The organism is Mycolicibacterium sp. CBM1, from assembly GCF_054073305.1.
Genome location: NZ_JBSXPP010000002.1, coordinates 288,945 through 314,470 on the forward strand (window position 1 = coordinate 288,945; position 25,526 = coordinate 314,470).

At 64.5% G+C, this 25,526-nt stretch carries 13 protein-coding genes; 8 read left to right on the forward strand and 5 right to left on the reverse strand.

Going from position 1 to position 25,526, the window contains the following annotated elements; all coding sequences use genetic code 11:
* Positions 1-53: 53 nt before the first annotated feature.
* Complete coding sequence (locus tag ACXDF8_RS04035) at positions 54-3,068, forward strand: MMPL/RND family transporter (RefSeq protein ID WP_457221955.1); 3,015 nt, start codon at positions 54-56, stop codon at positions 3,066-3,068.
* Positions 3,069-3,081: 13 nt separating this feature from the next.
* Positions 3,082-6,123, forward strand: a complete 3,042-nt coding sequence (locus tag ACXDF8_RS04040) for an MMPL family transporter (RefSeq protein WP_457221956.1) — start codon at positions 3,082-3,084, stop codon at positions 6,121-6,123.
* A gap of 15 nt (positions 6,124-6,138) precedes the next feature.
* On the opposite strand, the gene ACXDF8_RS04045 is transcribed toward ACXDF8_RS04040, so the two are convergent.
* A complete protein-coding gene (locus tag ACXDF8_RS04045; protein ID WP_457221957.1) occupies positions 6,139-7,083 on the reverse strand; it encodes a PE-PPE domain-containing protein in 945 nt (314 codons plus the stop codon).
* Here ACXDF8_RS04045 and ACXDF8_RS04050 point away from each other — a divergent pair.
* Complete coding sequence (locus ACXDF8_RS04050) at positions 7,082-7,888, forward strand: hypothetical protein (RefSeq protein WP_457221958.1); 807 nt, start codon at positions 7,082-7,084, stop codon at positions 7,886-7,888. The two genes, ACXDF8_RS04045 and ACXDF8_RS04050, sit on opposite strands and share 2 nt — an antisense overlap.
* Positions 7,889-7,900: 12 nt before the next feature.
* Here ACXDF8_RS04050 and ACXDF8_RS04055 read toward each other — a convergent pair whose 3' ends face one another.
* Positions 7,901-8,557, reverse strand: coding sequence for a GAP family protein (locus ACXDF8_RS04055; RefSeq protein ID WP_457221959.1), 657 nt, complete (start codon positions 8,555-8,557; stop codon positions 7,901-7,903).
* A gap of 314 nt (positions 8,558-8,871) precedes the next feature.
* Here ACXDF8_RS04055 and stf0 point away from each other — a divergent pair, with 314 nt between their 5' ends.
* The 3 genes from stf0 (at position 8,872) to ACXDF8_RS04070 (ending at position 18,418) form a co-directional block, all read left to right on the forward strand.
* Positions 8,872-9,675, forward strand: coding sequence for a trehalose 2-sulfotransferase (gene stf0, locus ACXDF8_RS04060; RefSeq protein ID WP_457221960.1), 804 nt, complete (start codon positions 8,872-8,874; stop codon positions 9,673-9,675).
* Positions 9,676-10,718: 1,043 nt separating this feature from the next.
* A complete protein-coding gene (locus ACXDF8_RS04065) occupies positions 10,719-16,919 on the forward strand; it encodes a beta-ketoacyl synthase N-terminal-like domain-containing protein (RefSeq protein ID WP_457222055.1) in 6,201 nt (2,066 codons plus the stop codon).
* Positions 16,920-16,972: 53 nt separating this feature from the next.
* Positions 16,973-18,418 carry a condensation domain-containing protein gene (locus tag ACXDF8_RS04070; RefSeq protein WP_457221961.1) on the forward strand — a complete coding sequence of 482 codons (1,446 nt, stop codon included), beginning with the start codon at positions 16,973-16,975 and terminating at the stop codon, positions 18,416-18,418.
* On the opposite strand, the gene ACXDF8_RS04075 is transcribed toward ACXDF8_RS04070, so the two are convergent.
* The 3 genes from ACXDF8_RS04075 to ACXDF8_RS04085 form a co-directional block, all read right to left on the reverse strand.
* Entirely contained in the window at positions 18,399-20,135 is a 1,737-nt protein-coding gene (locus ACXDF8_RS04075; protein ID WP_457221962.1) for an AMP-binding protein, read from the reverse strand. The two genes, ACXDF8_RS04070 and ACXDF8_RS04075, sit on opposite strands and share 20 nt — an antisense overlap.
* A gap of 139 nt (positions 20,136-20,274) precedes the next feature.
* A complete protein-coding gene (locus ACXDF8_RS04080; RefSeq protein WP_457221963.1) occupies positions 20,275-21,009 on the reverse strand; it encodes a hypothetical protein in 735 nt (244 codons plus the stop codon).
* 36 nt (positions 21,010-21,045) lie between these two features.
* Positions 21,046-21,402 carry an XRE family transcriptional regulator gene (locus tag ACXDF8_RS04085; protein WP_457221964.1) on the reverse strand — a complete coding sequence of 119 codons (357 nt, stop codon included), beginning with the start codon at positions 21,400-21,402 and terminating at the stop codon, positions 21,046-21,048.
* A 134-nt stretch (positions 21,403-21,536) separates the two neighbouring features.
* On the opposite strand from ACXDF8_RS04085, the gene ACXDF8_RS04090 reads away from it, so the two are divergent.
* Together ACXDF8_RS04090 and ileS are read left to right on the forward strand one after the other, a co-directional pair.
* Positions 21,537-22,133: a hypothetical protein gene (locus tag ACXDF8_RS04090; RefSeq protein WP_457221965.1), complete on the forward strand. Its 597-nt coding sequence runs from the start codon at positions 21,537-21,539 to the stop codon at positions 22,131-22,133.
* Between the two features lie 221 nt (positions 22,134-22,354).
* The gene (gene ileS / locus ACXDF8_RS04095; RefSeq protein ID WP_457222056.1) at positions 22,355-25,483 is read left to right on the forward strand and encodes an isoleucine--tRNA ligase; all 3,129 of its coding nucleotides are present in this window, start codon (positions 22,355-22,357) and stop codon (positions 25,481-25,483) included.
* The last annotated feature ends 43 nt before the right edge of the window (positions 25,484-25,526 follow it).

Genomic DNA, 25,526 nt, shown 5'->3' on the forward strand with positions numbered 1-25,526 from the left:
GGGAGATGATGGTTGGGTACCTTGAGTGCTCCATGGTTCGCGGGCGGTGATGAGTGTCGCGGCAGTTGGAGACAGCTAATCAAGCCGAGCGGGCAACCATCTTCGGCCGAATAGCTGACGTCGTCGTCCGCTGGCCGTGGCTGGTGATCGCCGCCTGGATTGTGCTCGCTGTCGTTCTACCCGCTTCGTTGCCCACACTGAAGGAAATGGCAGCGAGGAATCCGGTGGCGATTCTGCCGGCCGACGCCCCGGTGACCCAAAGCACCAAGCAGATGACCGAGGCATTCGGTGAATCCGGTTCGCAGAACGTCGCGGTGTTGGTGCTCAGCAACCAGTCGGGTTTAGGCAAGGACCAGGAAGCCACCTACCGCCGTCTCGTCGATGCGCTGCGGGATGACCGAAGCGACGTGGTCAAGCTGCAGGACTTCATCACAACGCCGGCCCTGCGCGAATTTCTGACAGGCAAGGACGGTAAGGCGTGGATCCTTCCGGTGAGTCTGGCCGGCGACCTGGGCACACCACAGTCCAAACAGGCCTACGCCGGAGCTATCGGCGTCGTGGACCGGGTGACCAACGGCTCGGATCTGACTGTGAACGTGACCGGCCCGGCCGCCACCATCGCCGACCTCAACCACGTTGGCGAGACCGACCGCGTCCAAATCGAACTGGCGATCACGGTGTTGCTCTTCGGCATTTTGCTGATGATCTATCGCAATTTCCTCACGATGTTGCTGCCGTTGATCACGATCGGTGTCTCGCTGGTCGTCGCGCAGGCGGCGGTGGCCGCTGCTGCGCAGCTGGGACTGGGGCTGGCCAACCAGAGTCTGGTGTTCATGAGCGGGATGATGGTCGGTGCAGGAACCGACTACGCCGTCTTCTTCATCAGCCGCTACCACGACTACCTACGGCTAGGTGATGCCTCCGATGAGGCGGTCCGCAATTCACTGGCCTCGATCGGGAAAGTTGTCGCTGCATCGGCCGCGACCGTTGCGGTGACCTTTCTGGGCATGGTGTTCGCCAAACTCGGGGTCTTCTCCTCGGTCGGGGCCGCTTTGGCGATCGCGATCGCGGTAGCGTTCGCGGGTGCGGTGACCTTCCTCCCGGCCGTCATGGTCTTGGCCGGCCGTCGCGGCTGGATCGGGCCACGACGGGATCTCACCAGTCGGTTCTGGCGACGGTCGGGTATTCGTATTGTGCGCCGGCCCTGGGCGCATCTGGTGGCCAGCCTGATAGTGCTCACCATCCTCGCCGGCTCGGCAGGCTTGGCGCACTACAACTACGACGACCGTAAGGCGCTACCCCGGTCGGCGAAGAGCTCGGTTGGCTACGCCGCACTCGAACAGCACTTTCCGATCAATACGATCGTTCCGGAGTACCTGGTGATCCGGTCGAAGCAGGATCTGCGAACCCCGCAGGCCCTGGCGAACCTGGAGCAGATGGCGCAACGGGTCAGCCAGATTCCCGGCATCGGGGTGGTCCGGGGTATCACGCGTCCGACCGGAGAGCCGTTGGAGGTGGCCAAGGCGTCCTACCAGGCCGGCGTCGTGGGTGAAAAGATCGCCCAGGGTTCGCAAGTGATCGACCAGCGCGCGGGGGATCTGGACAGACTTGGCGACGGCGCCAACGAACTCGCCGACGGGCTGGGTAAGGTCCGCGACCAACTCGCCTCGGTGATCGGGCGGTTACAGGCAGTGGCGGCCATGTTGTCGTCGGTGCCGGCCGAGTCTGGCGGCAAGACCCTCGGCGATGTCGACAACGGCGGTGCATTGATGCAGAGCATGCGTTCGCTCGGCGCCGAGATCGATCTGAACCTGAACGACATTGTCGACAGTTTCCGGTGGGCACCGGCGGTGCTCACCGCCCTCGACGCCAGCCCGCTCTGCGACGGCGATCCATCGTGCGTGAATTCTCGTGACGCGTTGTCGAAGTTGGTCTCCGCCCGTACCGACGGGACGTTCGACAAGATCACCGAACTGGCCCGTCAACTGCAGTCGACGGACGGCAGACAGACTCTGGAAGAGACGTCGTTGAGGTTAGGGCGCGCTGTCGACGACGTGACCGCTGCATTGCAGTCGCTGGGGTTGTCTGATCCGGGTGCCGTGGCAGGACGGGTCGGGGGGATTGCGCAGCGGGTCGACGCCTTCGCCGATGCAAGCCGGCAATTGGCTAACGGTGTGCACCAATTGGTCGAGCAGACCAAGCTGATGGGTGCGAGCCTCGGTGATGCCTCGACCTATCTGATGCTGCTCAACAGCGGCGCGACTACCCCGGCGATGTGGGGCTTCTACGTCCCTGCAACAACGTTCAGCAATTCGGAGGTGCAAAGAGCCGCGTCGGCGTTCATCTCTCCGGATGGCCACGCCGTGCGGTATCTGATCCAGACGGATCTCAATCCCTTCAGCACCGCGGCGATGGACCAGGTCAACGAGATCACCGACGTCGCCCGCGGCGCCCAACCCAACACCACCCTGTCCGATGCCACGGTTTCGGTGGTGGGATTCTCGGTGATGCTGCGGGATACGCGCGACTACTACAACCACGACATCCGGTACATCGTCGTGGTCACGATCATCGTGGTGCTGCTGATCCTGATCCTGTTGTTGCGGGCATTCATCGCACCGCTCTACCTGATCGTGTCGGTGATCGTGTCGTATTTGTCGGCCCTTGGCATCGGCACTATCGTGTTCCAATCGCTCCTCGGCCAGGAGTTGCACTGGAGCGTACCGGGATTGACATTCATCATCCTGGTGGCAGTTGGTGCCGACTACAACATGTTGCTGATCTCCAGGATCAGGGACGAGTCGGTCCGCGGCTTGCGGATCGGAGTCATCCGGACGGTGGGTTCGACCGGCGGGGTGATCACCGCGGCCGGGCTGATCTTTGCGGCCACCATGTTCGGCCTGGTGTTCGCCAGCCTCGCGACGATGGTGCAAGCCGGTTTCGTGGTCGGTGTCGGCCTGCTGCTGGATACGTTCCTGGTCCGAACGGTTACCGTGCCCGCGTTGGCGACGCTGATGGGTAGCGCCAACTGGTGGCCCTCGAGATCGGCTTCGGTCCTTGGTCATTGAGAGTCTCCCGGAAGTGCCTGTTCGGACCGTCGAACCGGCGAAGCCCGGCCTATCCGGTTGGTTGGGTGAGGTGGTGGTGAGGTGGCGGTGGGTGTTCGTGGCGGTGTGGGTGATGGCTGCGGTCGCGTTGCCGACGTCTATGCCGAGCCTTGCCGAGCAGGCCCGTGATCATCCGATCTCGCTGCTGCCCGACACTGCTCCCTCGGTGGTCGCAGGGGTCGAGATGAGTAGGGCATTCCGGGAATCTGCGTTGGAGAATTACCTCGTGGTGGTGCTGACCGACGAGCGGGGACTCAACCCTGGCGACGAGGCCGCCTATCGCCAACTGATCGATGCACTGCAGCAGCATCACGACGACGTCGGTACGGTGCAGAACTTCATCTCGACGCCCGCCCTCCGCGGCGTTTTGACCAGTGCTGATCGCACGTCCTGGCTCGTGCCGATCGGCTTGGCGGGGGCCGGCGGCGATCCACAGGCGGCGGCGAGCTACAACCGGATCGCTGCGATCGTCAAGCGCAGTCTCGTCGGTTCGACGCTTGAGGCCCATCTGACCGGACCGGTCGCCACCGACGCGGACCTGGACAACATCGGGGCCCGCGATCTGCAACTCGTCGAGTTGGCCGCAGCGGTCGTGGTCATCGCGATCCTGCTGATCACCTATCGGAACCCGGTCACCATGATGCTGCTGGTGACGACCACTGTCGCGTGCGTGGCCGTGTCGCGGGGCGCGGTCTCGGCATTATGCAACCTGGGTCTCGACATCGGAGGGCAAACCGCGCTGCTGATGACGGGGGTCGTGGTGGCGCTGGGAGTCAGCGTCGGCATGGTCTTCGTCAACCGGTATCACCAGCTGCGGCGGGCGGGGGTTACGCCTGACGACGTAATCAGGCGAATCCTGGTGCCGTCAGGCAGGATGCCGATTGCCTGTGCGGCCAGCGTCGCGATCGCATTTTCGGCGATGAGCTTCACCGGTCTGGACGTGTTCTCGTCGGTCGGCGCCGCGTTGGCCGTCGGTGTCGCGGTCACGGCCCTCGGCGCGGCGACGCTGTTGCCGGCGTTGCTGGTGATCGTCGGCCGGCGTGGGTTCGTCGATCCACGGCGCGTCACGGTGAGCGGGTGCTGGCGGCATTGGGCACGCGGACTCGTCCGTAAGCCTGCGCGCCATCTGGCTGTCAGTGCGGCGCTGCTGGGGCTGCTGGCTGCAGCAGTAGGTTTGTCCGCCTTCAACTACGACGTTCGTCAGACGCTGCCTGCGACCGCACCGAGTTCTGTCGGCTACGCCGCGTTGGACCGCCATTTCCGGATCAGCTCGGTAGCGCCGGTCTATCTGGTGGTTCACGCAACGGATGATCTGCGCACGCCGCAGGCGCTGGCTGACCTCGAACAGATGGCTCGACGGGTCAGCCAGTTGCCCGACATCGCCACGGTTTCTGGCGTCACCCGACCGGCGGGAGTGCCACTGGCGGCGGCGACGGTGACCGACCAGGCCGGTGGAGTCGGTGAGCAGATCGGCACCATTGCCGATGTCATCGGGGCAGATGGCGGCGAGCTCAATCGGCTCAGCAGTGGCGCCGCCGCCATCGCCGACGATCTCGATGAGGCCCGTGGTGAGGTCAGCGTCGGCATCGGCAAGGTTCGAGATGTGCTGGCCAGACTCGCTGCGCTGCAGAGGGACCTCGGTGGCGGAAAATCGCTGGCGGAACTCGACAATGCCGATGCACTGCTCGCAGAGATGCGCTCACTGGGCGACAAGATCGCAGCGAACGTCCACGCACTGAACAATCACACCGATTGGGTGGACCCGGTCCTTGCGGCGCTGGACGGCAACCCGGTCTGTGATGCCGACCCCAATTGCGTGGCTGGACGGGATGAGCTGCAACACCTTTCGGAGGGGGCTTTCGACGACGTAGCCGAGCTGGGTAGGGAACTGAGCAACACCCAAGCAGTGCAATCGCTTTCGGCGACGACGTCGGCGTTGCGCAGGGGAATGGACACCGCCACCAAGGCGATGCGCTCGATGGGGCTGGACAGTCCTGCCTCGGTGCAGGACCGACTGTCGGCCCTGCAGCGAGGCGCTGACCGGCTCGCCAGTGGAAGTCGACAGGTGGCTGACGGAGTGCAGCAGTTGGTCAGCCAGATCAACGGCCTCGGTGGCGGTCTGGTCGAAGCATCGAACTACCTGATGACGATGCAGCGCGAGTCGACCACCCCGGCGATGGCCGGCTTCTACCTCCCGCCTGAGGCGTTCACGATCGAGCAGTTCAAGCAAGCGGCCGAGTTCTACATCTCGCCGGACGGCCGCACCGCGCGCTACCTGGTCCGGACGACGCTAGATCCGTTCGGCGTGGATTCGATGGATCAAGTCGGGACGATCGCGCGGACGGCGCGTTCGGCGCAGCCCAACACCACACTGGCCACCGCACACGTGTCCTTGGTCGGTCTTCCGGTCACGCTGCGAGACATTCGCGACTATGACGACCACGACCTGCGATATCTCGTTGTCGTCACAATCGCGGTGATGTTCGGGGTGTTCGCCGTGGCGTTGCGGGCGATCGTCGCACCGTTGTATCTCGTTGCTTTCGTGTCACTTTCGGCTCTCGCTGCGCTCGGAATCGCTGTCGTCGTATTTCAGTTCCTGCTCGGCACGCGGCTGGCTTGGAGCGTGTCCGGGCTGACGTTCGTGGTGCTGGTGGCCGTCGGAACCGCCCACAGCATGCTCCTGGTCTCCCGGGTCAGGGACGCATCGACCCGCGGTACACGGATAGGAGTTATCCGGGCGCTGGGTCCGACCGGCGATGGGACCACCGCGGCTGGACTGACACTCGCTGCCACCTTGTTGTGCCTGGCGTTCGGCAGTCTTACGACGAGCATGCAAACCGGATTCGTGCTCGCGGCGGGGTTTGTACTGAATACACTCATCGTGCGGGCGATTACGGTGCCTGTGATTGCCGCGTTGCTGGGCGCGGCGAACTGGTGGCCGTCGCGGTGGCCGTCGACGCATCGAAATGTCGCTCGGCGCTGGTCCTTTCCTGCTGGCCGGCAGCAGGGGACGTGAGGCGCTCCGACGAGGTTACTTCGGTGGCCAGAGCGCCTGAAGCTGCGTCCGCAGCTTGCTGACGTCGACCACCGGTCCCTGCTTCTTGTCAGGCGCTGGGCCGTAAGCCTTGTCGACCATCGGGCGCATGACCTTGTCCGCGTCGTCCGCGATGCCGTCGGGCACTCCGACCTCACGGAGAATGCCGGTGAGCGGCAGTTCGTTAGCCGGGATGAAGTAGGTCGTGGTGGTCGCGCCCCTGTCGTTTGTCGACACGCTGACGTTCTGCGGTGCCACCTGCTCAGGGTTGGAGAACGCAGACGCCGTGTGGCCGCGCCCGCCGGCGACGACGGCGTTGGCAAGGGCGAGCACATTGCCGGGCCGATCAGGCGGGTCGGCGAAGATGTCGTACTGTGCGACAACGTTCTTGGTGTCGTACTGACTTTCCACCGGGTAGGGGACCGTGTAGTCGAGGAACGGGAGGTATGTCCCTGGCTTGAAATATTTCTGGAACAGTGCGCTCGGGTCGCCGGCTTTGACGAACGTCAACTGATCAGGCGCAGGCGCGTTGGGATCGTTCGCCAGCCGGGCCTGCTCCGCGTCGAGCACCAATGTGCCTTGGGACAAGCCAGACACCACCACCGGCTGGCCATCCGATTCGCGGATGGCGCCGTCGAGGTTGTCGGTACCGGCGTCGACCGAGGGTCCTAGTCGTGGGGTATCGCGGCCGGTGATCGGCCAGAGGCTGCCCGGATACGGGACGACGAGCTTCGTGGCCTCGGCGCTGTCGTAGTAATTCGCACCGATTTGCGGCTTCATGTCCGGATCGAAGTGGTAGAGCTTGCGCGCCGGGTTGCCTTCCGGCGGCGGCTGAGTGCCCGGAACGATGAGCGCAGTCTCAGCGGACGCATAGCCTTCGCCAAGGAATGTCGTTGAGCAGACGAGACCGGTGATGACAGCGGTCACAAAGGCTCGGTTCATGCCGACACCCTACCCCGTGAACGTGTTAATCTGCTGGTACCGCGCGACATTCGTAGCGCACGCGACAATCATCTTCATGCTGGAGATTTCCGCTGAAGATGGATCGGGGACCATGGCCGTGGCCAATCTGACTGAAGTTCAGAGATTCTCGTTCCATCGCACCGGCGCAATCGGTCCGCAGAGCATGGCCGGCGGCGGTGCTCTGATCGCCGCGGTCGCTCTGATCGCCGGTCTTGCGTTCGGTGCACATGCCAACTCCCGATACGCCGGAGCCGAGCCAACCGGGTTGTCGGTCACATCCTCCCGATCCGGCGTGAGTCCAGCTGTGGACACCTCCGCAGTCAGTCCGGTGTCGACGAGTCCACTGCTGGACAGCCCGACTATGGCCGCGTTCGCGCCGACCGCAGGTCCTCGCCACGATATCGAGGTCAGGCCGGACGCTCAGCTGCCGGCACTCGGAGACCTGAGAATTCCGCCCGATCTGCTCGACCACATCCGACTGACGTTGAGCGCGGACGGGGTATTGAATCTCGTCAGAACCATCGCCGGCTGGGGGGTGAGCGCTACGACCGCAACGATCAACCTGACCTCCAGCCTGCTCAGTGACCTGATCACATTGTCGACCTCCAGCGACAATGGATCGGGAACCTTATCTGTATTGAAAAGCTTGCTAACAAAGGGATCCGGTGCGACAGCCGCGGCGGCCACGGTGCCGAAACTCGCTCCGGCACTGAAGGTGCCCAAGGTGCCGAAGGTGCCCAAGCTCCACATGCACGGCGGCATCCCGTTCGTGCCCTTCATCTGATCGCCGCGCCGGTCAGAGCCGGAACACGCCGATTGCCACCATGAGGCAGCCGCCGGCCGCAACGATCACGGCGATGTCGCGTCGCGGGCGCGCCTGCAGCCACTCGTGCAGCGTCGACATGACCATCCGGGTTCTGTCCGGGGCCGCGAGATAGGTGACGAGAGCGACCTCGACGAGTGCGAATGCGACGAGGTTGAACGACACCAACGCCTCGATCTGAGTCAACGGCTCTACGCCGGAGGACAGAATGACGGCCATTGCTCCCAGGTAATTGGCTGACGGCAGTGCGGTTCCGAGGCCACTGGCGCCGGCAACCCACAATGAGTCACGCTGCAGGAGGTTCTTCGCCCGAGCGGACAACTTGCCGTGGGGAATGGTCTGCGCCGGCTTGATCGCAGCGCCTACGAACATCAGGGCGGCGACCAGCACGACGGCCGAACCCACGACGATTTGCATGCGGGCGGGGCCAATACCGCCCGATGCGAGCGTCGTCCGGCGTAACAGGAACAAGACGACAAGCCCGACACCAACTCCCATCGCGAATCCGCCGGCCAAGAACGCCACGATGTGCAGCAGCGGCCGGGGACGGTTCAACAACAGCACCGCTAGACCGATGCGTACGGGTTCGAAGATCACTGCCACAGCCATGATGAGCACCGCGGACCACACGATGGACGACGGTACTACTTGACTGACCCCAGCGCAGTCGTCTCCGGGCCGTGGTCGGCCTCGTCGTGTGTGTTCACAGCTCTTACCTAACTGCAACTGGCACTATCCCATTCGATGGCTCATCGCTGAGGAGTCCCAACCCGGCGATGTGCAGGTGGGCTCACGCGCTGAGCGCTCGGATCAACAGCTGTCCTGCTCCTCTTTGGCTTGCCGTGACAACGATGCCGACCGGTGACGAAGAGAGCCTGGCGCGAAGGTGGTCGTGTGGGAATGCGTTTGCTAGACAGCAACTTCGGGGATGAAGGGTCGGTGCCTTGAAACCGCGGCCGTCTGCGTATCTGGTACTGGCGTCGCAACGAAGCGGCAGCACGCTGCTGGTCGAGTCGATGCGATCCACCGGCATGGCTGGGCAGCCTGAGGAGTTCTTCCAGTACCTTCCAGCCACCAGCAGGGCGCCGCAACCTCGAGAATGGTTCGCCGGGATGGACGATGAGTCGATCCTGTCCCTGCTCGATCCCTTCGATCCGGGGACGCCTGTTCTCACACCGGCCGCAATCTGGCGTGAGTACATTCAGACCATCGGCCGTACGCCAAACGGTATCTGGGGCGGCAAGCTGATGTGGAATCAGACACCTGTGCTGCTCAACCGCGCCAAAGACCTTCCTGACCGGTCTGGGGACGGCCTCAGGGCGGCGATCCGCGATGTCATCGGCGAGGAGCCGTTATTCATACACGTCCACCGCCCGGACGTGATCGCACAGGCGGTGTCCTTCTGGCGGGCGGTTCAGACAGGAGTATGGCGCGGTAGGCCCGATCCCATCCGTGACCAGCGAGCCGTCTATCACCCCGGTGCGATCGCCCACATCGTCACAATGCTGCGCGGCCAGGAATCGGGCTGGCGAGGGTGGTTCGCCGAGGAGGGCATCGAACCCATCGAGGTGCCGTATCCGATGCTGTGGCAGAACGTGCCGCAGGTCGTCGGCATGATCCTGGAAGAGCTTGGGCTCGAGCCTGATCCGACTGCCGCGCCGGCGCTGGAACGTCAGGCCGACCAGCGCAGCTTCGAATGGGTCGAGCGCTACCGCGCCGACGCTGTGGCGCACGGACTGCCCACCTGAACCGTGCACCGGAACGTACCGGCGACCGGACTGTTCAACAACAGCACCTAGGTACCCGGGTTCGGTCACCGCGACGTCCGGCCGGCATGGTCCAATGTTGTTAGCTCACTGCGGTTCAGCGAGCATTCCGCATTTCGCCATTGTGTGGCTCGCGATTGTGACGAGCTAATGGAAACCTTCCGTGAGATGAGTCGTGCAGGCGCTCCGGTCGATTCGCTGCGTACGGGTTGCCGTCGGCAAGCAAATCTCCTGCGCTGCCTCCGGTCGAGGGTCCGACGCAGGCGTTGGACCGATGGCGCTGCGTATGCACTCGGCGCCGTCGGTCATTCGGTTCGGTGTAACTCTGGCAGCGAACCACCGCTGGTGCACGTGCGCATCGGCGGGGGGCTCGGCCGGTCGCGCGCAGCGGCGGAGCAGCGCTCGGTAATTCACCGAGTCGCTCGCGGCTGGCATTATGTGCAACAATTCGTGTTCACATTAGCTGTTGTCTCGTGAATGTAATTGCGAGAGGCTGGCCATCGTTCTGGCGCAATCTTCCCATTCACACATCGCGTCCGGTTGCCAGCCGGAACGGCGCCCTCATAACAAATCCATAGGTATGGATTCATAACAGATTCATAGACCGCAAAAAGTCGTGCGACTCGACCGCCCGGTGCCTGTTGCTTACGGGTGGTCGAGCACGCAGTGCGGTGACGTCGACGATGGCCTCTGCAATGCCGGCGATGATACTAAAAGTGCAGGCAGTAGCCTTATGAAGGGATGTCAGCCGGATGCCGATATCGGGGCAGAGTGACTCGGATTCGCCGCTGACGGTGGGCCGCGACGGAGTCGCTGCAACGGCGGCGGGAACCCGATTCAGGGCCGATACTGGCGATTACGGTGCGTTTCTACCGACTTCCCATCGCAGCCGGCCTTTCGTAATATCTGGCAGTGCAAGCCCGGATGCCTGCGAATCCAATGTGGAATGTATGGCAAGGCCGGTCGACGCGCACGCAATGTCGCAGTGCAGCAAATAGTTCGTTGTGTCAGCATCCGTCGCTGCGGTGACCCATGCGAGGGAAAGGACGATTCCTTTGGGTGAATCAGAGTCCGCTTCCATTGCCGTCATCGGTATGGGCTGCCGACTTCCGGGCGGGCTCGACTCGCCCCGTCAGCTGTGGGAGGCGTTGCTTCGCGGAGTCGACGTGATCTCAGAGGTCCCGGCCGCTCGCTGGGACGTTGACAATTGGTTCCATCCGACTGCAGGTACGCGTATGAGTTCGGGGGCCAGGTGGGGCGGGTTCATCGAGAATGTCGGTGCGTTCGACCCAGAGTTCTTCGGAATGAGCGAGATCCAAGCCCTTGCCGTCGACCCTCAGCATCGATTACTTCTGGAGACAGCGTGGGAGGCGGTAGAGCATGCCGGTCTGCTCCCGACCGCATTGACCGGATCCAACACCGGAATCTTCGTCGGCCTGAGCCGCAATGACTACCTGTTTCGGGTCCGTAACACCGCTATCCTACGAGACCAGAATGGGTTTGCCGGCTGTGCGGACAGTACGGCGTCGGCGCGGATCGCTGCCGCGATGGGTCTGTACGGTCCGGCCTTCACCGTCGACACCGCCTCGGCATCGGGTCTCAGCGCGGTGCACATGGCGTGTCAGAGCCTGCGGGGCGGGGAGAGTGACCTCGCGCTGGCTGGCGGGGCATCGGTCATGCTGGACCCCAGCGACTTGGCTTGGTCTGCGGCGCAGGGAATCCTGTCGCCGACCGGTCGCAGCCGGTCGTTCGATGCCGGAGCCGACGGCCTCGTGCGCTCGGAGGGCTCTGCGGTAGTCGTTCTGAAGCGGCTTGCCGATGCGCATCGCGACGGCGACCGCGTCCTAGCCGTTCTTCGTGGTAGCGCCGTCAACCACGCCGGTCGACAGTCCGCCCACGGCATACCGTCGGAGGAAGCGCTGCGGGCTGTGTGCCATGCCGCACTGGCAGACGCCGATGTCGACGCGTCAACGGTTCGGGTGGTCGAGGCCGACGGTGCCGGTGTTCCTGGTGCCGACGCCGTGGAGTTCCGCAGTCTGGCGGGGATCTATGGGACCGAAGGGCGGTGCATTCTCGGGTCGGCCAAAGGCAACGTCGGTCATACCGACGCGGTGGCCGGCCTCGTCGGTCTGATGAAGTCGGTCCTTCAGGTACAGCACGGCGTGGTGCCGCCGGTACTGCACTTCTGCGGCCTGAGTGCGGATCTCGCTGACATCGACACCGGCATTCTCGTGCCGCGGTCGCCAGAGCCGTTTCCCGGGGACGGGCAGTTCCCGCGCCGGGTGGCAGTGACCTGCTACGGATTGTCCGGTACCAACGTTCACGTCATCGTGGAAGCGGCACCCGATGTCAGGGCGCTGGACGACACACCGATGCCGCGGCCCCGGCTATTGCCGCTCTCCGCCAACGGCATCGAGGAGCTCCGCCGTACTGCGGCACTGATGGCAGATTGGTGGGGCACGCTGCGCCCAGATGACGCCGCGTTGCCGGATCTTGCCCACACACTGACTCGTCGGCGTAGTCACCGCGCGGTTCGGGCGGCGGTCGTCGCCGCCGACTCGTCGGGGTTGGAGAGTGGGTTGCGTGCGATCGCGGAGGCTGACGTCGTGCTTCCGCCCCGGGTCGGCCAGGACGATACCGGCCCGGTCTGGGTGTTCCCGGACGAACCGGTGGAGTGGCCCGGAAATGTCCTGGGAACGTGGGCTTCGGAACCGGCTTTCGTTTCGACCCTGGCGCGAATCGAGCCGCTGGTCAGTGCCGAGGCGAGCTTCTCGGTGACCGACACAATCACTGCGGGCGCGACCGGTATCGACCGGGTGCAGCCAACGCTGTTCGCGATGCAGGTCGCGACCGCGGCGGTGATGGAAGCCCACGGAGTCCGGCCCGGCGCGGTCATCGGATACTCCACCGGTGAGGTAGCGGCCGCGGTGGTCGCCGGAGCACTGTCGCTCGAAGACGGCGTGACGGTGATCTGCCGACGTTCCGCAGCGCTGGCCAGACTCGGCGGCGGGGCGGCGCGTGCGTGGGTCGAACTGCCAGCCGCGCAAGTTCTTTCCGAACTTCGCGTTCACGGTCCGGCGGATGTCGGACTGTCGAGTGTCACCTCGCCGCTGTCGACGGTAGTCAGCGGTGCACGCGACTCGATCGGGGAACTGGTCGAGGCGTGGATCTCGCGCGGAATCGCGGCTCGTCAGCTCGACCTTGCCGGTGCGGCGCACTCGGTCTGGGTCGACCCCGTGCTCGAGGATCTGGAACAGTCTCTGAGCGGGGTCACGCCGTTGGCGGCGACGGTACCGTTCTACTCGGCGACGTCGTACGACCCACGTGACATACCGTTCTGTGATTGCTTGTACTGGACGGAGAATCTGAGACACACCGTCCGATTCCTGGCAGCAGTGCAGGCCGCGATCGAGGATGGCTACCGGGTATTCACCGCGCTCTCGCCGCACCCATCGTTGTCCGACGAACTGATCGGCACCGCCGCCGCCCTGGGCGAACCGGTAGCCATGGTGTCTCCGTTCGGACGCGACGACAACAAGGCGCATGGGGTGTTGGAGTGCATTGCGGAGCTGTACTGCGCCGGCGCGGCCATCGACTTCTCGGTTGACAATCCCCAAGGGCGCCTCATCGACGCGCCGCTACCCACCTGGAAGCACCGCAATCTATCGGTGGGACTGCCCGAATCCGAGGTCCTCCGCGGCCGTACCGTGGCCACCCACCCATTACTCGGACCCGGCGTACTATTGCCTGGCGAACCCGACCAGCACGTGTGGACCGCTGATGTCGGGACCGCCAGCCATCCGTTCCTCGTCGATCACACGGTTGCCGGGCGCGCGGTGCTTCCCGCGGCTGTCTACTGTGAAATGGCCTTGGCCGCAGCCAGATCGGTCTTCGGCTCTGGTGCCGAGGTGCGAGACCTCACACTGCGGCAGAGCTTGGCACTCGGCGACGAGACGCGCGTCGCGGTGGCCGCTACGCCGGCCCGCGTCGATACTCTCGATCTCTCGGTGCGAGCCTTCGGTGCCGCCGAGTCGTTGTGCGCCGCTGCCGTCCTTCAGCCGGCCGGGCACCCCGACGTTCCGCGGGCCTACGATGTCGCGGCATTGCTGGCCGAGCACCCGCACCGTGTGGAAGACGACGCCCATTGTCGTCCTACGGAGGACCGCGGCATCCAACTCGGTCCGGCGTTTTCCGGCCTGCTGGCGCTGCATTCCGGCAACGGTGACGGGACGGGCCCGGCCAGAACATGGTTGGCCGAACTCGAGATTCCCGCGTCCGTTCATTGGCAACAGGTCGGCTACGAGATCCCACCGGTTGTGCTCGAAGCGGCGTTGCGAGCCGTGGCAGCTGCGCTCGCCCCACGGCGGCTGGGCGGCTTCATCAGGCCGGTGTCGATTGCCGGGCTGCGCGTATTCAGCGGGACTCGTGCCGTTCGGTACGGCTATGCGCGAACAGTCGACGACGGGGACGGTTCAGTGGTCGACCTCGATCTGCTCGACGCGCGAGGCAACGTGGTGTTGGCCGTGACCGGGGCGCGGTTCGGTCCCAGTTCTCCCGGTGAGTGCGCAGAGGACCGTCTGCTCGATGAGAACCTGATGTCGATCGGGTGGGTACGGCGTCAGTTGCCGGGGGGTGATCCCGTGGATGCGGGATCCTGGCTGTTGCTCGACATGGGCGCCGACGATGACCTGATGGTCACCGCGCTGACGGACGCATTGAAACTGCTGGGCGCCGAATGCGCCACTCTCACATGGCCACCGCGGTGTGACGAGGCGGGCGCAGCCGAGCAACTGCGCGTTCACATCGACCAGCAAACGGTGACCGGCCTCGTGGTGGTGGCGGGCCGCGGCGGCCATGATCCGTCGCTCGGGACCGGCTTCGCGCAGGTGTGTCACCTGCTGCGAGTCGTTCGCGAGGTTTCCGCGACGGCGAGCGAACATCCGCGGTTGCATCTGCTCACCCGGGGCGCCCAGACCGTCGTCCGGGGTGATGTGGCCGATCTGGAGCAGGCGGGGCTCCGCGGGGTGATGCGGGTGGTCGATTCGGAGTATCCGCATATGCGCGCCCGTCAGATCGACCTCGACGAGGACACCGATCTGGAACTGATTGCTCGGCAATTGGTGATCGGCACCGACGACGAAGAGACCGCATGGCGCGACGGAACGTGTTACGCCGCCCGGTTGCGTCCCGCGCCGATCCGTCCCGACGAACGTCGTACCGTCGAGATCGAGCACGGCCGGGACGCCGTGCGGCTGCAGATCCGCAGGCAGGCCGGCGTCGAGTCACTGGAAACGGTTGCCGTGCAACGAGTATCGCCTGGCCCGGGGCAGATAGAGGTCGCATTGGCGGCTTCGGTGATCAACGACTTCGACCTCCTGGTGATCGGCGGGGGTCACTCCGGCTCGGCCGGCAACGCACCCGGCCTGGGAACGGACTTCGTCGGGGTGGTCACCGCGGTTGGTCCCGGTGTGACCGATCACCGGGTCGGTGATCGGGTCGGCGGCATCACGTCGGAGGGATGCTGGGCGACGTTCATCCGCTGTGCAGCGGATGCCGCTGTGCGTCTGCCGGCTGGTCTAGCGGACTTGGACGCGGCAGCTGCGATGACCCCCGTGGCCACCGCCTGGCATGCCCTACATGAGCTGGCTCGCGTGAGCAGCGGCGACAAGGTGCTCATTCAGTCGGCCGGCGCAGCGGTGGGACGAGCGGCTGTTGCCATCGCCCGAGCGGCCGGCGCGCAGGTCTATGCGACCGCTGAGAGTGAACCGCAGCGCCAGGCGCTGCGTGGCTGCGGGCTTGCACACGTCTACGACGCTGCCGACCCAGACCTCCTCGACCAGATCCGTTCTACCACGGCTGGATACGGCTTCGATATCGTGCTCAACTCGCTGACCGGACCAGCTCGGCGTGCGGCGATCGACGTGTTGGCGATGGGTGGGCGCTTCGTTGAGATCGGTATCGACAACATCTATTCCGAGCGCACAACGGTCCTCACGGACCTACGCCGCAACCTGGCGTTCTACGCCCTCGACCTTGCGCAGCTCGCCGTCAGCCACCCGGCGACGGTGGCGCATCTGGTGGCCACTGTCTACCGGCTCTGCGCTGACAGATCGTTGCTCGCCCCGGAGGTGGTTCGCTACCCGCTCGCCGATGCGGGGGCCGCGATCGAGGCCTTCCGTCGTTGTTCGTCAACCGGCCGGGTCGTTCTTGAGATCCCTCGAACCGGATATGGTTGCGCCATCGTGCCACCGGAAGAGGTGCCGGCGTTCGGTGTGGACGGATCGTACATCGTTACCGGCGGAACCGACGGTGTCGGCCTGGTTCTTGCGCAGAGAATAGCTGAGTTGGGCTGTGGCCGTATCGTTCTCGGCGATCACCCCGCAGGTGTGGTCGATACGTCAGAGGCTGTCGAGCGTATCCGGCGCCACGGCATCGAGGTAGTGGTCGTGGGTGGTGACTTGGCCGACGAATCGACGGCACAACGATTGGTCGCCGCGGCTACGGCCGGCGGCCGGCCCCTCCGCGGAGTTCTGCACGCGGTGACAGCGTTCGACGGCACCCCCTTGGTGGATATCAACGAGGTCCAGGTAGAGAGTCACTGGGCGGCAAAGGCATACGCCGCCTGGCGGCTCCACGAGGCGGTGGCACAGGAATCGGTGGAGTGGTTCTGCGTGATCCTGTCGACGGCGGCATTGACCGGGGCGGCCGGACAGGTTGCGCCGGTCGCGGCCGACAGCTGGCTGGAGGCCTTCGCACAGTGGCGTTGGGCGCAGGGGCTACCGGCGACCGCAATCGCTGTGGGCGATTCGGCGAACCACGAACTGGTCCATGCGTTCCAGGCGCTTCTGCGCCACGACCGGGTTTCCAGCGCGTACGAGCCACTCGTTGGTCAGCCGCCGACTTCCACGCTGACGCAACGTCAGCTGTTCGCCGAGCTTATAACCGAAAACACGCGTGCGGTAACAAGGTTGAGGACAGAGCTGGATGCTCTGCCTTACCAGCAGTGGCCGGCCCTGGTGCGGCCGCTGGTCCTCGAGCAGGTGTGTCTCCAGCTTCGGCGCAGTATTGATCCCGCTCGGATGCTGCCCGAGTACGGCCTGGACTCGCTGGGCAACCTCGAGTTGCGTGGTCGCATCGAATCAGAGACCGGAGTGCGGGTCACTTCAACAGACATCACGACCGTCGATGCGTTGGTCGAGATTGTTTGTGACCGGCTTCGAAGCTAGCCAGAACCATTGACCGGCCGCGAAGAGGCTCCGGTCGCAGTACAGGAGGTAGTGTGTTCTCAATTGTCTCGCTCAACGAGTGGGTGCCGCCGGCTGGGTCGGTAATCTGTTGGCAAGCAACGGCCAGAGCTGTCGAGAGGGCCCGGCAGGCTCCTGTCAGTGCCGATCCGCCGAGCTATCAGCAAGCCCAACACCTCCGCCGTTTCGTCGATCACGCCAACCGCGGGGTCGAGATGTCGAGACTGATGATCATGAGCTGGGATATCCCGGGCAAGTGCGACAAACGAGCAATGACCTATGTGATCAACGCGCATCTGCGGCGCCACGACACCTACCACAGCTGGTTCGATCTGCACGATCCGGAGAATCCGGTCCGCCACACCATAGTCCGGCCCACCGATATCAACGTTGCCGGTGAGGAACACGGCGAGATGACCCACGACGAGCTGCGCGCGCTCATCTTGTCGACTCCAGATCCGCGCCATTGGGCGGGGTTCAGGTTCGGAATCATTCAGCATGCGGACCACTTCACCTTCTTTGCCAGCATTGCTCATCTGTTCGTCGATCCCTCCATCTTGGGAGTGCTTCTCGCTGAGATCGACACGATGTACGGAGTGGTGGCTTCCGGCGCTCCGCCGATGAAGCTCCCTGCAGCGGGTAGCTATGCCGCCTACTGCGCCGAGCAGCGCCGGTACACCTCAGGGTTGACGGCTCAGACTCCTGAAGTGCGGCGGTGGATCGAGTTCGCACAGAACAGCGGAGGAAGCCTGCCGAAGTTCCCGCTGGCGCTGGGAGATCTGTCCATGTCGTGCAGTGGCGAGGCAATCACGATGACGTTGATGGACGAAAGCCAGACCCAACGCTTTGAATCGGCATGTGACGCGGGCGGAACTCGGTTCAGCGGTGGAGTATTCGCGTGCGCTGCGTTGGCGCAGTACGAACTGACCGGAGCTGAGTCGTTTCACGTCGTGACGCCGATCGATACCCGGAGATCACCCGAGCTGTTCACGACAACCGGCTGGTTCACCGGTCTGGTTCCGGTCAGCGTCACTGTTACCCCGACCTCGTTCAGTGACACTGCTCGTGCGGCGCAGGCGTCATTCGACTCCGGAGTGGATCTGGCTCAGGTGCCGTTCGATCGAGTAGTCGCCTTGTCTTCACCGGAGCAGGCGGTGTGTCGGCCGCAGCCCGGCAATCTGGTGATGTCCTTCCTGGATGCCAGTGTGGCTCCGTTGTCCATCGTCGCCAATTCCGATCTCAATTTCAGGGTTATCGAAGAGGGGAAACCGTCTCACCAGGTTTCGATGTGGGTCACGCGGCTGCACTCGAAGACAGTCGTGACCCTGCTCTTCCCCGGTAACGCAGTGGCCCGCGAGTCGATCGTGCGCTATCTCGAGGCCATGAAGTCGGTGTACGTCCGTATCGCCGAGGGCCGCCGCCACGGTGGGTTCGTCGCACAGTGCGGCGGCCTGGGCTACCTCAGCAGTCCAGTCGGCTGAATTGGTTGTGGCGGTACATCTCTACGCAGCTGGCGCGACGGATCTTGCCGCTCGTGGTGATGGGAATCGCACCCGGCCCCACCAGCACCAGGTCGGCCACTTTGAGTCCGTGTGCGGTGGATATCGCCGAGGTGACCTCACGCTTGGTTTCGTCGAGCAGCGTCATCGTCTCCTCGGTGCTCTCGTTGCGGGTCTTCAGTTCGACGATGACGACGAGGTGCTCGGTGCGGTCATCGGGCACTGAGATTGCGGCGACCCTACCCCGGGAGATCTCCTGCACGGTCGCTTCGATGTCGTCGGGTGAGTGATTGCGTCCGTAGACAATCAGTAGGTCCTTGATCCGCCCCATCACGAATAGCTCGTTGTCGGAGACGAAGCCGAGGTCGCCGGTGCGCAGCCACGGTCCCTGCGGGGTTTCCGGAGTCGCCGAGTTCAGGGTCGCCCCGAAGGTGGTGCGACTGCCCTCTGGTTTCTGCCAGTACCCCAGCGCGACGTTGTCACCATGCACCCAGATCTCGCCAGTGCGGCCCTCTGCGCACTCGATTGCGGTGTCCGGGTCGACGATTCGCGTAATCGGCGATGCTGGCATCCCGTAGCTGATCAGTGGTGTTCCCGCTGGGCCCGCGACCCGCTTGGCGTGGCCGGCCGACAACTTTTCGGAGTCGAAGTGGACGATCTCGGGTGGCTGCCCCACTCGCCTGGTCGCCACGTAGACCACGGCTTCGGCCAATCCGTAGGAGGGCCGCAGCGCGGCGGGAGAGAAGCTGTACTTGGCGAACCGGTCCAGGAAGCGCTTCACGGTCCTGGGATGAACGCGCTCGCTGCCGCTCAACACGTGTACGACGCCGCCGAGATCGAGCCCCGTCATGTCTTCATCAGAGGTACGGCCTGCGGCGAGTTCGAAGGCGAAGTTCGGTGCCGCCGACACCGCACGAGAGTTCTTGGCCAGCATGTGAATCCACCTTGCCGGCCGTTGGAGGAACGCCAGTGGACTTGTGAGCTCCGCGTGCAGGCCCGCCATGATCGGCACGATGACCCCGAGCATCAGACCCATGTCGTGGTAGAAGGGCAGCCACGACACGAACGTGGTGTCAGGCGGGGGAACCTTGCCGTGGTCCACGAAGAAATCGGACATGATCTGCTCGAAGTTCGTGGCGAGATTCTTGTGGGTGAGTTCCACGCCGGCCGGTCGCCGGGTCGAGCCGGACGTGTATTGGAGGTACGCCGTGGCCGGCAGCTTTCCGCCGCGGAATGTACCCCGTCGGGATTCGAGGTCGAGTTTGTCGATCGAGAGCAGTATGGGCGCGGGGGCGCCTGATTGTGGCCCGACATAGTCGGCGATATCAGCGGCGACCGTCGACGTCGTCAGCACGACAGTCGGTGACGTGTCGGCCATTACCGCCTTGGTGCGCTCGTCGTGTGCACCGGGCGAGGGGACCGATAGCGGAACCGCGATAAGCCCGGCCTGCAGGGCACCGATAAAGGCGACGATGTACTCGAGGCCTTGCGGCGCAAGGATAACGGCGCGATCGCCGGTCTCGGCGCGCTGCCTGAGTTCGTGAGCGAGGTTGCTGGACCGCCGATACAGCTGCGACCAGGTGAGCGTCTCGGGGACACCTTCCCAGTCCTGTTCGTAGTCAACGAATGTGAATGCTGCGTCGTTAGGCTGCAGGCTCGCGCGCTCACGCAGAAGGTCGGGGATGGACGATGCAGTCATTGGGTGCCCTCTCACCGTATTTGCGGGACACTCTTCGCCCGACTAGTGCAGCCCATAGCGTACGCCCGACAGTGCCCGTACCGCTGGCCGCCATACGGCGCAGCTGTCCTGAGCGAAAGAAGTGACGCACCAGACGGTGTCAGCGCGCGACGCGGTTGAACCACCTGGTTTTGATCCGCCACGAATGTGCGGACGCAAGTGCAAAGCCGGCACCGCAGCTACAGGCGAAGAACCAGACCAGGGTGCCCCGCTCCGCTTCCTGTAGCGGCGGCACGCAGGCGGTGATGATCCGGACTGTGCAGGCGATGATGCCGCTGGCGGAGGCCACCAGGTAGACGTTGGCGATGCGCCGCGACCGCGGGTCACGACGCAGTACCAGGAGCGCACGCGCCCCGTAGCCGAGCAGGTGGATCAGAGTTCCGCACAGCACCACCCAGTAGGCGGACAGCCAGAAGTCGGTCGGCACGGTGAAGAAGTCGGACCGGTAGACCGCGGCTCCGTTGCCCAACGAGAACGTTGCCAGCAGCAGCGGAATGCATAGCGTGGCCGGGCGTTCGACGTACTGCTTGAACGCCGCCTGCGTGGTTTCGTCGTCTTGAAGCCTGCCCAGCGCGTTGTAGACGATGGCCGACGCTGCCACCACGTAGCAGTCGTGGGCGATGTAGTCCTCGAGGTTCCACACGCCGGTCAGTGAATGCAGCAACCGCCCGAGCGTGTCCGATGCCAGCGGTGACATCAACAGCACCGCCGCGCCCTGCAGCCCGATATTGAGGGTGGCGGCGACTTCCCACCTGGATGACCACGTGAGCCGCCGAATCCACAGACTCCATCCGATACACGCCAACGTCACCGTGATTAGTGCGCCAAGAGCCATGCCACTGCCTTAACCCCCGAATTGCCTCAGCAAATACTACAGCGGGGGGGCATCGACACGCGGTTGCAATTTCGAAAGTTTGACCGGAATGCGGGTGGTGGTGCCGGAATCAATTGTCGCTACCGTAAATGGCGCTGATTCGACGTATTGCCGGACTTCCTCGCGGGTCATCAGTCCGAATCGCACCTGAAGATCGGGATAGCTCAGGCCGAATCGCCCTGCCACCAAACGTAACTCTTCAGCATTGGGGTAGTCCCGCTCTTTTACCCGCCGGTAGTAGGTGCTGCTGGACACATTAAGCGCCTCGTATATGTCCTTGGCCTCGATATCACCGTCGAGGAGGTAGTCGAGCAGGGTTTTGAGCTGACGTCCGTTTTCGTCGGTCCGAGGCACGACTCACTTTAACCCGAACTCCCGGTAATGGGTACTGGCAACGGCAACCGAGACAAAGAGCGGGTTGTTGACAGGATTGTCACGATTCTGGGATTGGTCTCCCATTTCTGGGATGTGGCCGCTACGGTATGTGCATGGTTGCTCCTCCCGCGACTTACCCGTCTAGCAATGTGCGGGTAGTCGACGACGAGATCTCCGGCCCGGCCCGACCAGAGGATCTGGTCTGTTTGTCAGCGCCGCTGTCCGATGAACTCACCGCGGAACTCGACGGGGCTGTCGCCGCGACCGGTCTCGGCATCGAGGAGGTGGTCCTCGCGGCGCTCGGTCGGGCCATCGCCCGTGCCATCGGTGTCGGCGTCGTCACGGTGAGCGGATTGACGACGGTCCAGCCGGTCAGGCTCTGCTGTGCGATCGAGAGCGGACTGGACGCTGATGCCATGCTGGCAGACGTCCAGTGCGCCTTGACGCCGGCCCGGCAGGTGGCCGGCTCGCCGGCCGACGTGGTGTTCTCCTACCTGGGTCTGCCGCCGGAGCCGTCGCTGGGGCCGCTGCAGCTCGTCGACGGCCCTGCGCTGGGAGTGCTGGCCTATCGCAGTGCCGGGGTGCTGGCCATGGACTGGTGGTACGACACGCGCCGGCTGGACCGCTGCACGGTGGAAGAACTCGCGACGCAGTTCCGGTTCGGACTGATCGGTCTGACATCGGAGGCGACGCCGGTCGCCGCCGGCTGACCGGTTAGAATCTGACGCAGCGGCGTCGATCCGGCCATCACCGGGGAGCCTTCGGAAGAACGGCTGACCAGCCCAGTAGAACCGAACGGGCGGGCCCGTCACAGCCTGAAACGAGCGACGCACGCACGCGTGCGTAAGCGGGGTGGTACCGCGGCGGTCGCGCAAGCCAGCGCGTCGTCGTCCCCGTGCCTAAGCACCTGGCACAGGAGACGAACGCGAACGTGACCGAGAACGGGTATCCGAAGTCGGCGGGTGGCTCACCCAACTTTCCCGCCCTCGAGCTCGACGTGCTCGACTACTGGGCGAGCGATGACACCTTCCGCGCCAGCCTGGACCGCAGGGCCGTCGCGCCCGAGTACGTGTTCTACGACGGGCCGCCGTTCGCCAACGGTCTTCCGCACTACGGACACCTGCTGACGGGCTACGTCAAAGACATCGTGCCGCGTTATCGCACCATGCGCGGCTACAAGGTGGAACGCCGGTTCGGCTGGGACACCCACGGACTGCCCGCCGAACTCGAGGTGCAGCGTCAGCTCGGCATCACCGACAAGGCCCAGATCGAAGAGATGGGCATCGAGAGGTTCAACGATGCCTGCCGGGCCTCGGTGCTCAAGTACACCAACGAGTGGCGTGACTACGTGACCCGCCAGGCCCGCTGGGTCGACTTCGACAACGACTACAAGACCCTCGATCTGTCGTTCATGGAGTCGGTCATCTGGGCGTTCAAGCAGTTGTGGGACAAAGGCCTTGCCTACCAAGGTGTTCGGGTGCTGCCGTACTGCTGGAACGACGAGACCCCGTTGTCCAGTCACGAACTGCGGATGGACGACGATGTCTACCAGAGCCGCCAGGACCCGGCGATCACGGTCGGGTACCGGGTCGTGGCAGAAGGATCCGACCGCGCTGACCTTGATGGCGCCTATCTGCTGATCTGGACCACCACGCCCTGGACGCTGCCGTCCAACCAGGCCGTCGCGGTCAACCCCGAGGTCGACTATGTGGTGGTCGCCGCCGATGACCGCCGCTTTGTGCTGGCGCAGGCGCGACTGGCGGCCTACGCCCGCGAGCTGGGGGAGGAGCCGCAGGTGCTGCAAACCGTGAGCGGCCAGCAGCTGCTCGGCTTGCACTACCTGCCGCCATTCCCGTATTTCATGGACTCGCCCAACGCTTTTCAGGTGCTGCGGGGTGACTTCGTCACCACTGAGGATGGCACCGGGATCGTGCACATGGCACCGGCCTACGGCGAGGACGACAAAGCCACCACCGATACCGTCGGCATCGTGCCGGTCACCCCGGTGGATTCCAAGGGCCGGTTCGACGCGTCCGTCCCGGACTACCACGGCCAGCACGTCTTCGACGCCAACCCGCAGATCATCCGCGACCTCAAGAACGGCACCGCGGCCGCGGCGGTCAACGCGCCCGTGCTGATCCGCCACGAAACCTACGAACACTCCTATCCGCACTGCTGGCGCTGCCGAAACCCGCTGATCTACCGGGCTGTGTCGTCGTGGTTCGTCAAGGTCACCGAGTTCCGCGACCGCATGGTGGAACTCAACCAACAGATCACCTGGTATCCCGAACACGTCAAGGACGGCCAGTTCGGCAAGTGGCTCTCCGGCGCGCGGGACTGGTCGATCTCCCGAAACCGCTACTGGGGCACCCCGATCCCGGTCTGGGTGTCCGACGACCCGGCGTATCCGCGCGTCGACGTCTACGGCAGCCTTGACGAGCTCGAACGTGACTTCGGTGTGCGCCCGGACAACCTGCACCGGCCCTACATCGACGAACTGACTCGGCCGAACCCCGATGACCCGACCGGTAATTCGACCATGCGCCGTATCGAGGACGTCTTCGACGTGTGGTTCGACTCCGGGTCTATGCCGTACGCGCAGGTCCATTACCCATTCGAGAACGTCGAATGGTTCCAGACGCACAACCCCGGTGACTTCATCGTCGAGTACATCGGGCAGACCCGCGGCTGGTTCTACACGCTGCACGTGCTGGCCACCGCGCTGTTCGACCGCCCGGCGTTCAAGACGTGTGTGTCGCACGGAATCGTGCTCGGCAACGACGGTCAGAAGATGAGCAAGTCGCTGCGCAACTATCCCGACGTCAACGAGGTCTTCGACCGCGACGGCTCGGACGCCATGCGCTGGTTCCTGATGGCCTCGCCCATCCTGCGCGGCGGAAACCTCGTCGTTACCGAGCAGGGCATCCGCGAGGGCGTGCGACAGGTGCTGCTGCCGCTGTGGAACGCCTATAGCTTCCTGACGCTATACGCACCGAAAGTCGGTACCTGGCGCACAGATTCGCGACATGTCCTGGACCGCTACATCCTGGCCAAGCTCGCCGCACTGCGCGACGACCTGACCGCGGCGATGGATGGGTGCGACATCTCCGGTGCCTGTGAGCAGTTGCGACAGTTCACCGAGGCGCTCACCAACTGGTATGTGCGCCGGTCGCGTTCGCGTTTCTGGGAGGAGGATCCCGACGCGATCGACACCCTGCACACGGTGCTGGAGATCACCACCAGACTGGCCGCCCCGCTGCTTCCGATGGCCACCGAGGTGATCTGGCGGGGATTGACCGGCCAGCGATCGGTGCATTTGACCGACTGGCCGGAGGCCGGCGTCGTCCCTGCCGACCCCGAACTGGTCGCCGCGATGGACCAGGTCCGCGAGGTGTGTTCGACGGCTTCGTCACTGCGCAAGGCCAAGAAGCTGCGGGTGCGACTGCCGCTATCGAAACTCACTGTGGCAGTGGATAATCCGGAAAGTCTGCAGCCGTTCGTCGACCTGATTGCCGACGAACTCAACGTCAAGCAGGTCGAGCCGACCGACGACATCGCCGCCTACGGCCGTTTCGATCTGACGGTCAACGCCCGCGCCGCCGGACCGCGGCTGGGCAAGTCCGTCCAGAATGCCATCAAGGCGGTCAAGGCTGGCCACGGTGTGCTGAACCCCGACGGCACCCTCAGCGCCGGGGACGTGGTGCTGACTGCGGAGGAGTACAGCTCCCGACTGGTCGCGGCGGATCCGGAATGGACCGCCGCGCTGCCCGGCGGCGCTGGACTGGTGGTCCTCGATGGCACCCTCACCCCCGAACTGGAAGCCGAAGGCTGGGCCAAGGACCGCATCCGTGAACTGCAGGATCTGCGCAAGTCCACCGGCCTGGACGTCAGCGACCGGATTCGCGTGGTGATGTCGGTTCCGCCCGACCACGAGCAGTGGGCGCGCACCCACCGCGACTTGATCGCCGGCGAGATTCTGGCGACCAGCTTCGAGTTCGGTGAGCCGGTCGACGGCACCGAGATCGGCGACGGCGTTCGAGTGGCGATCGCCAAGGCCTAGATGTCGCTGCCGAGTGTCCACTTGCGCACGCGAGCAGGATAAA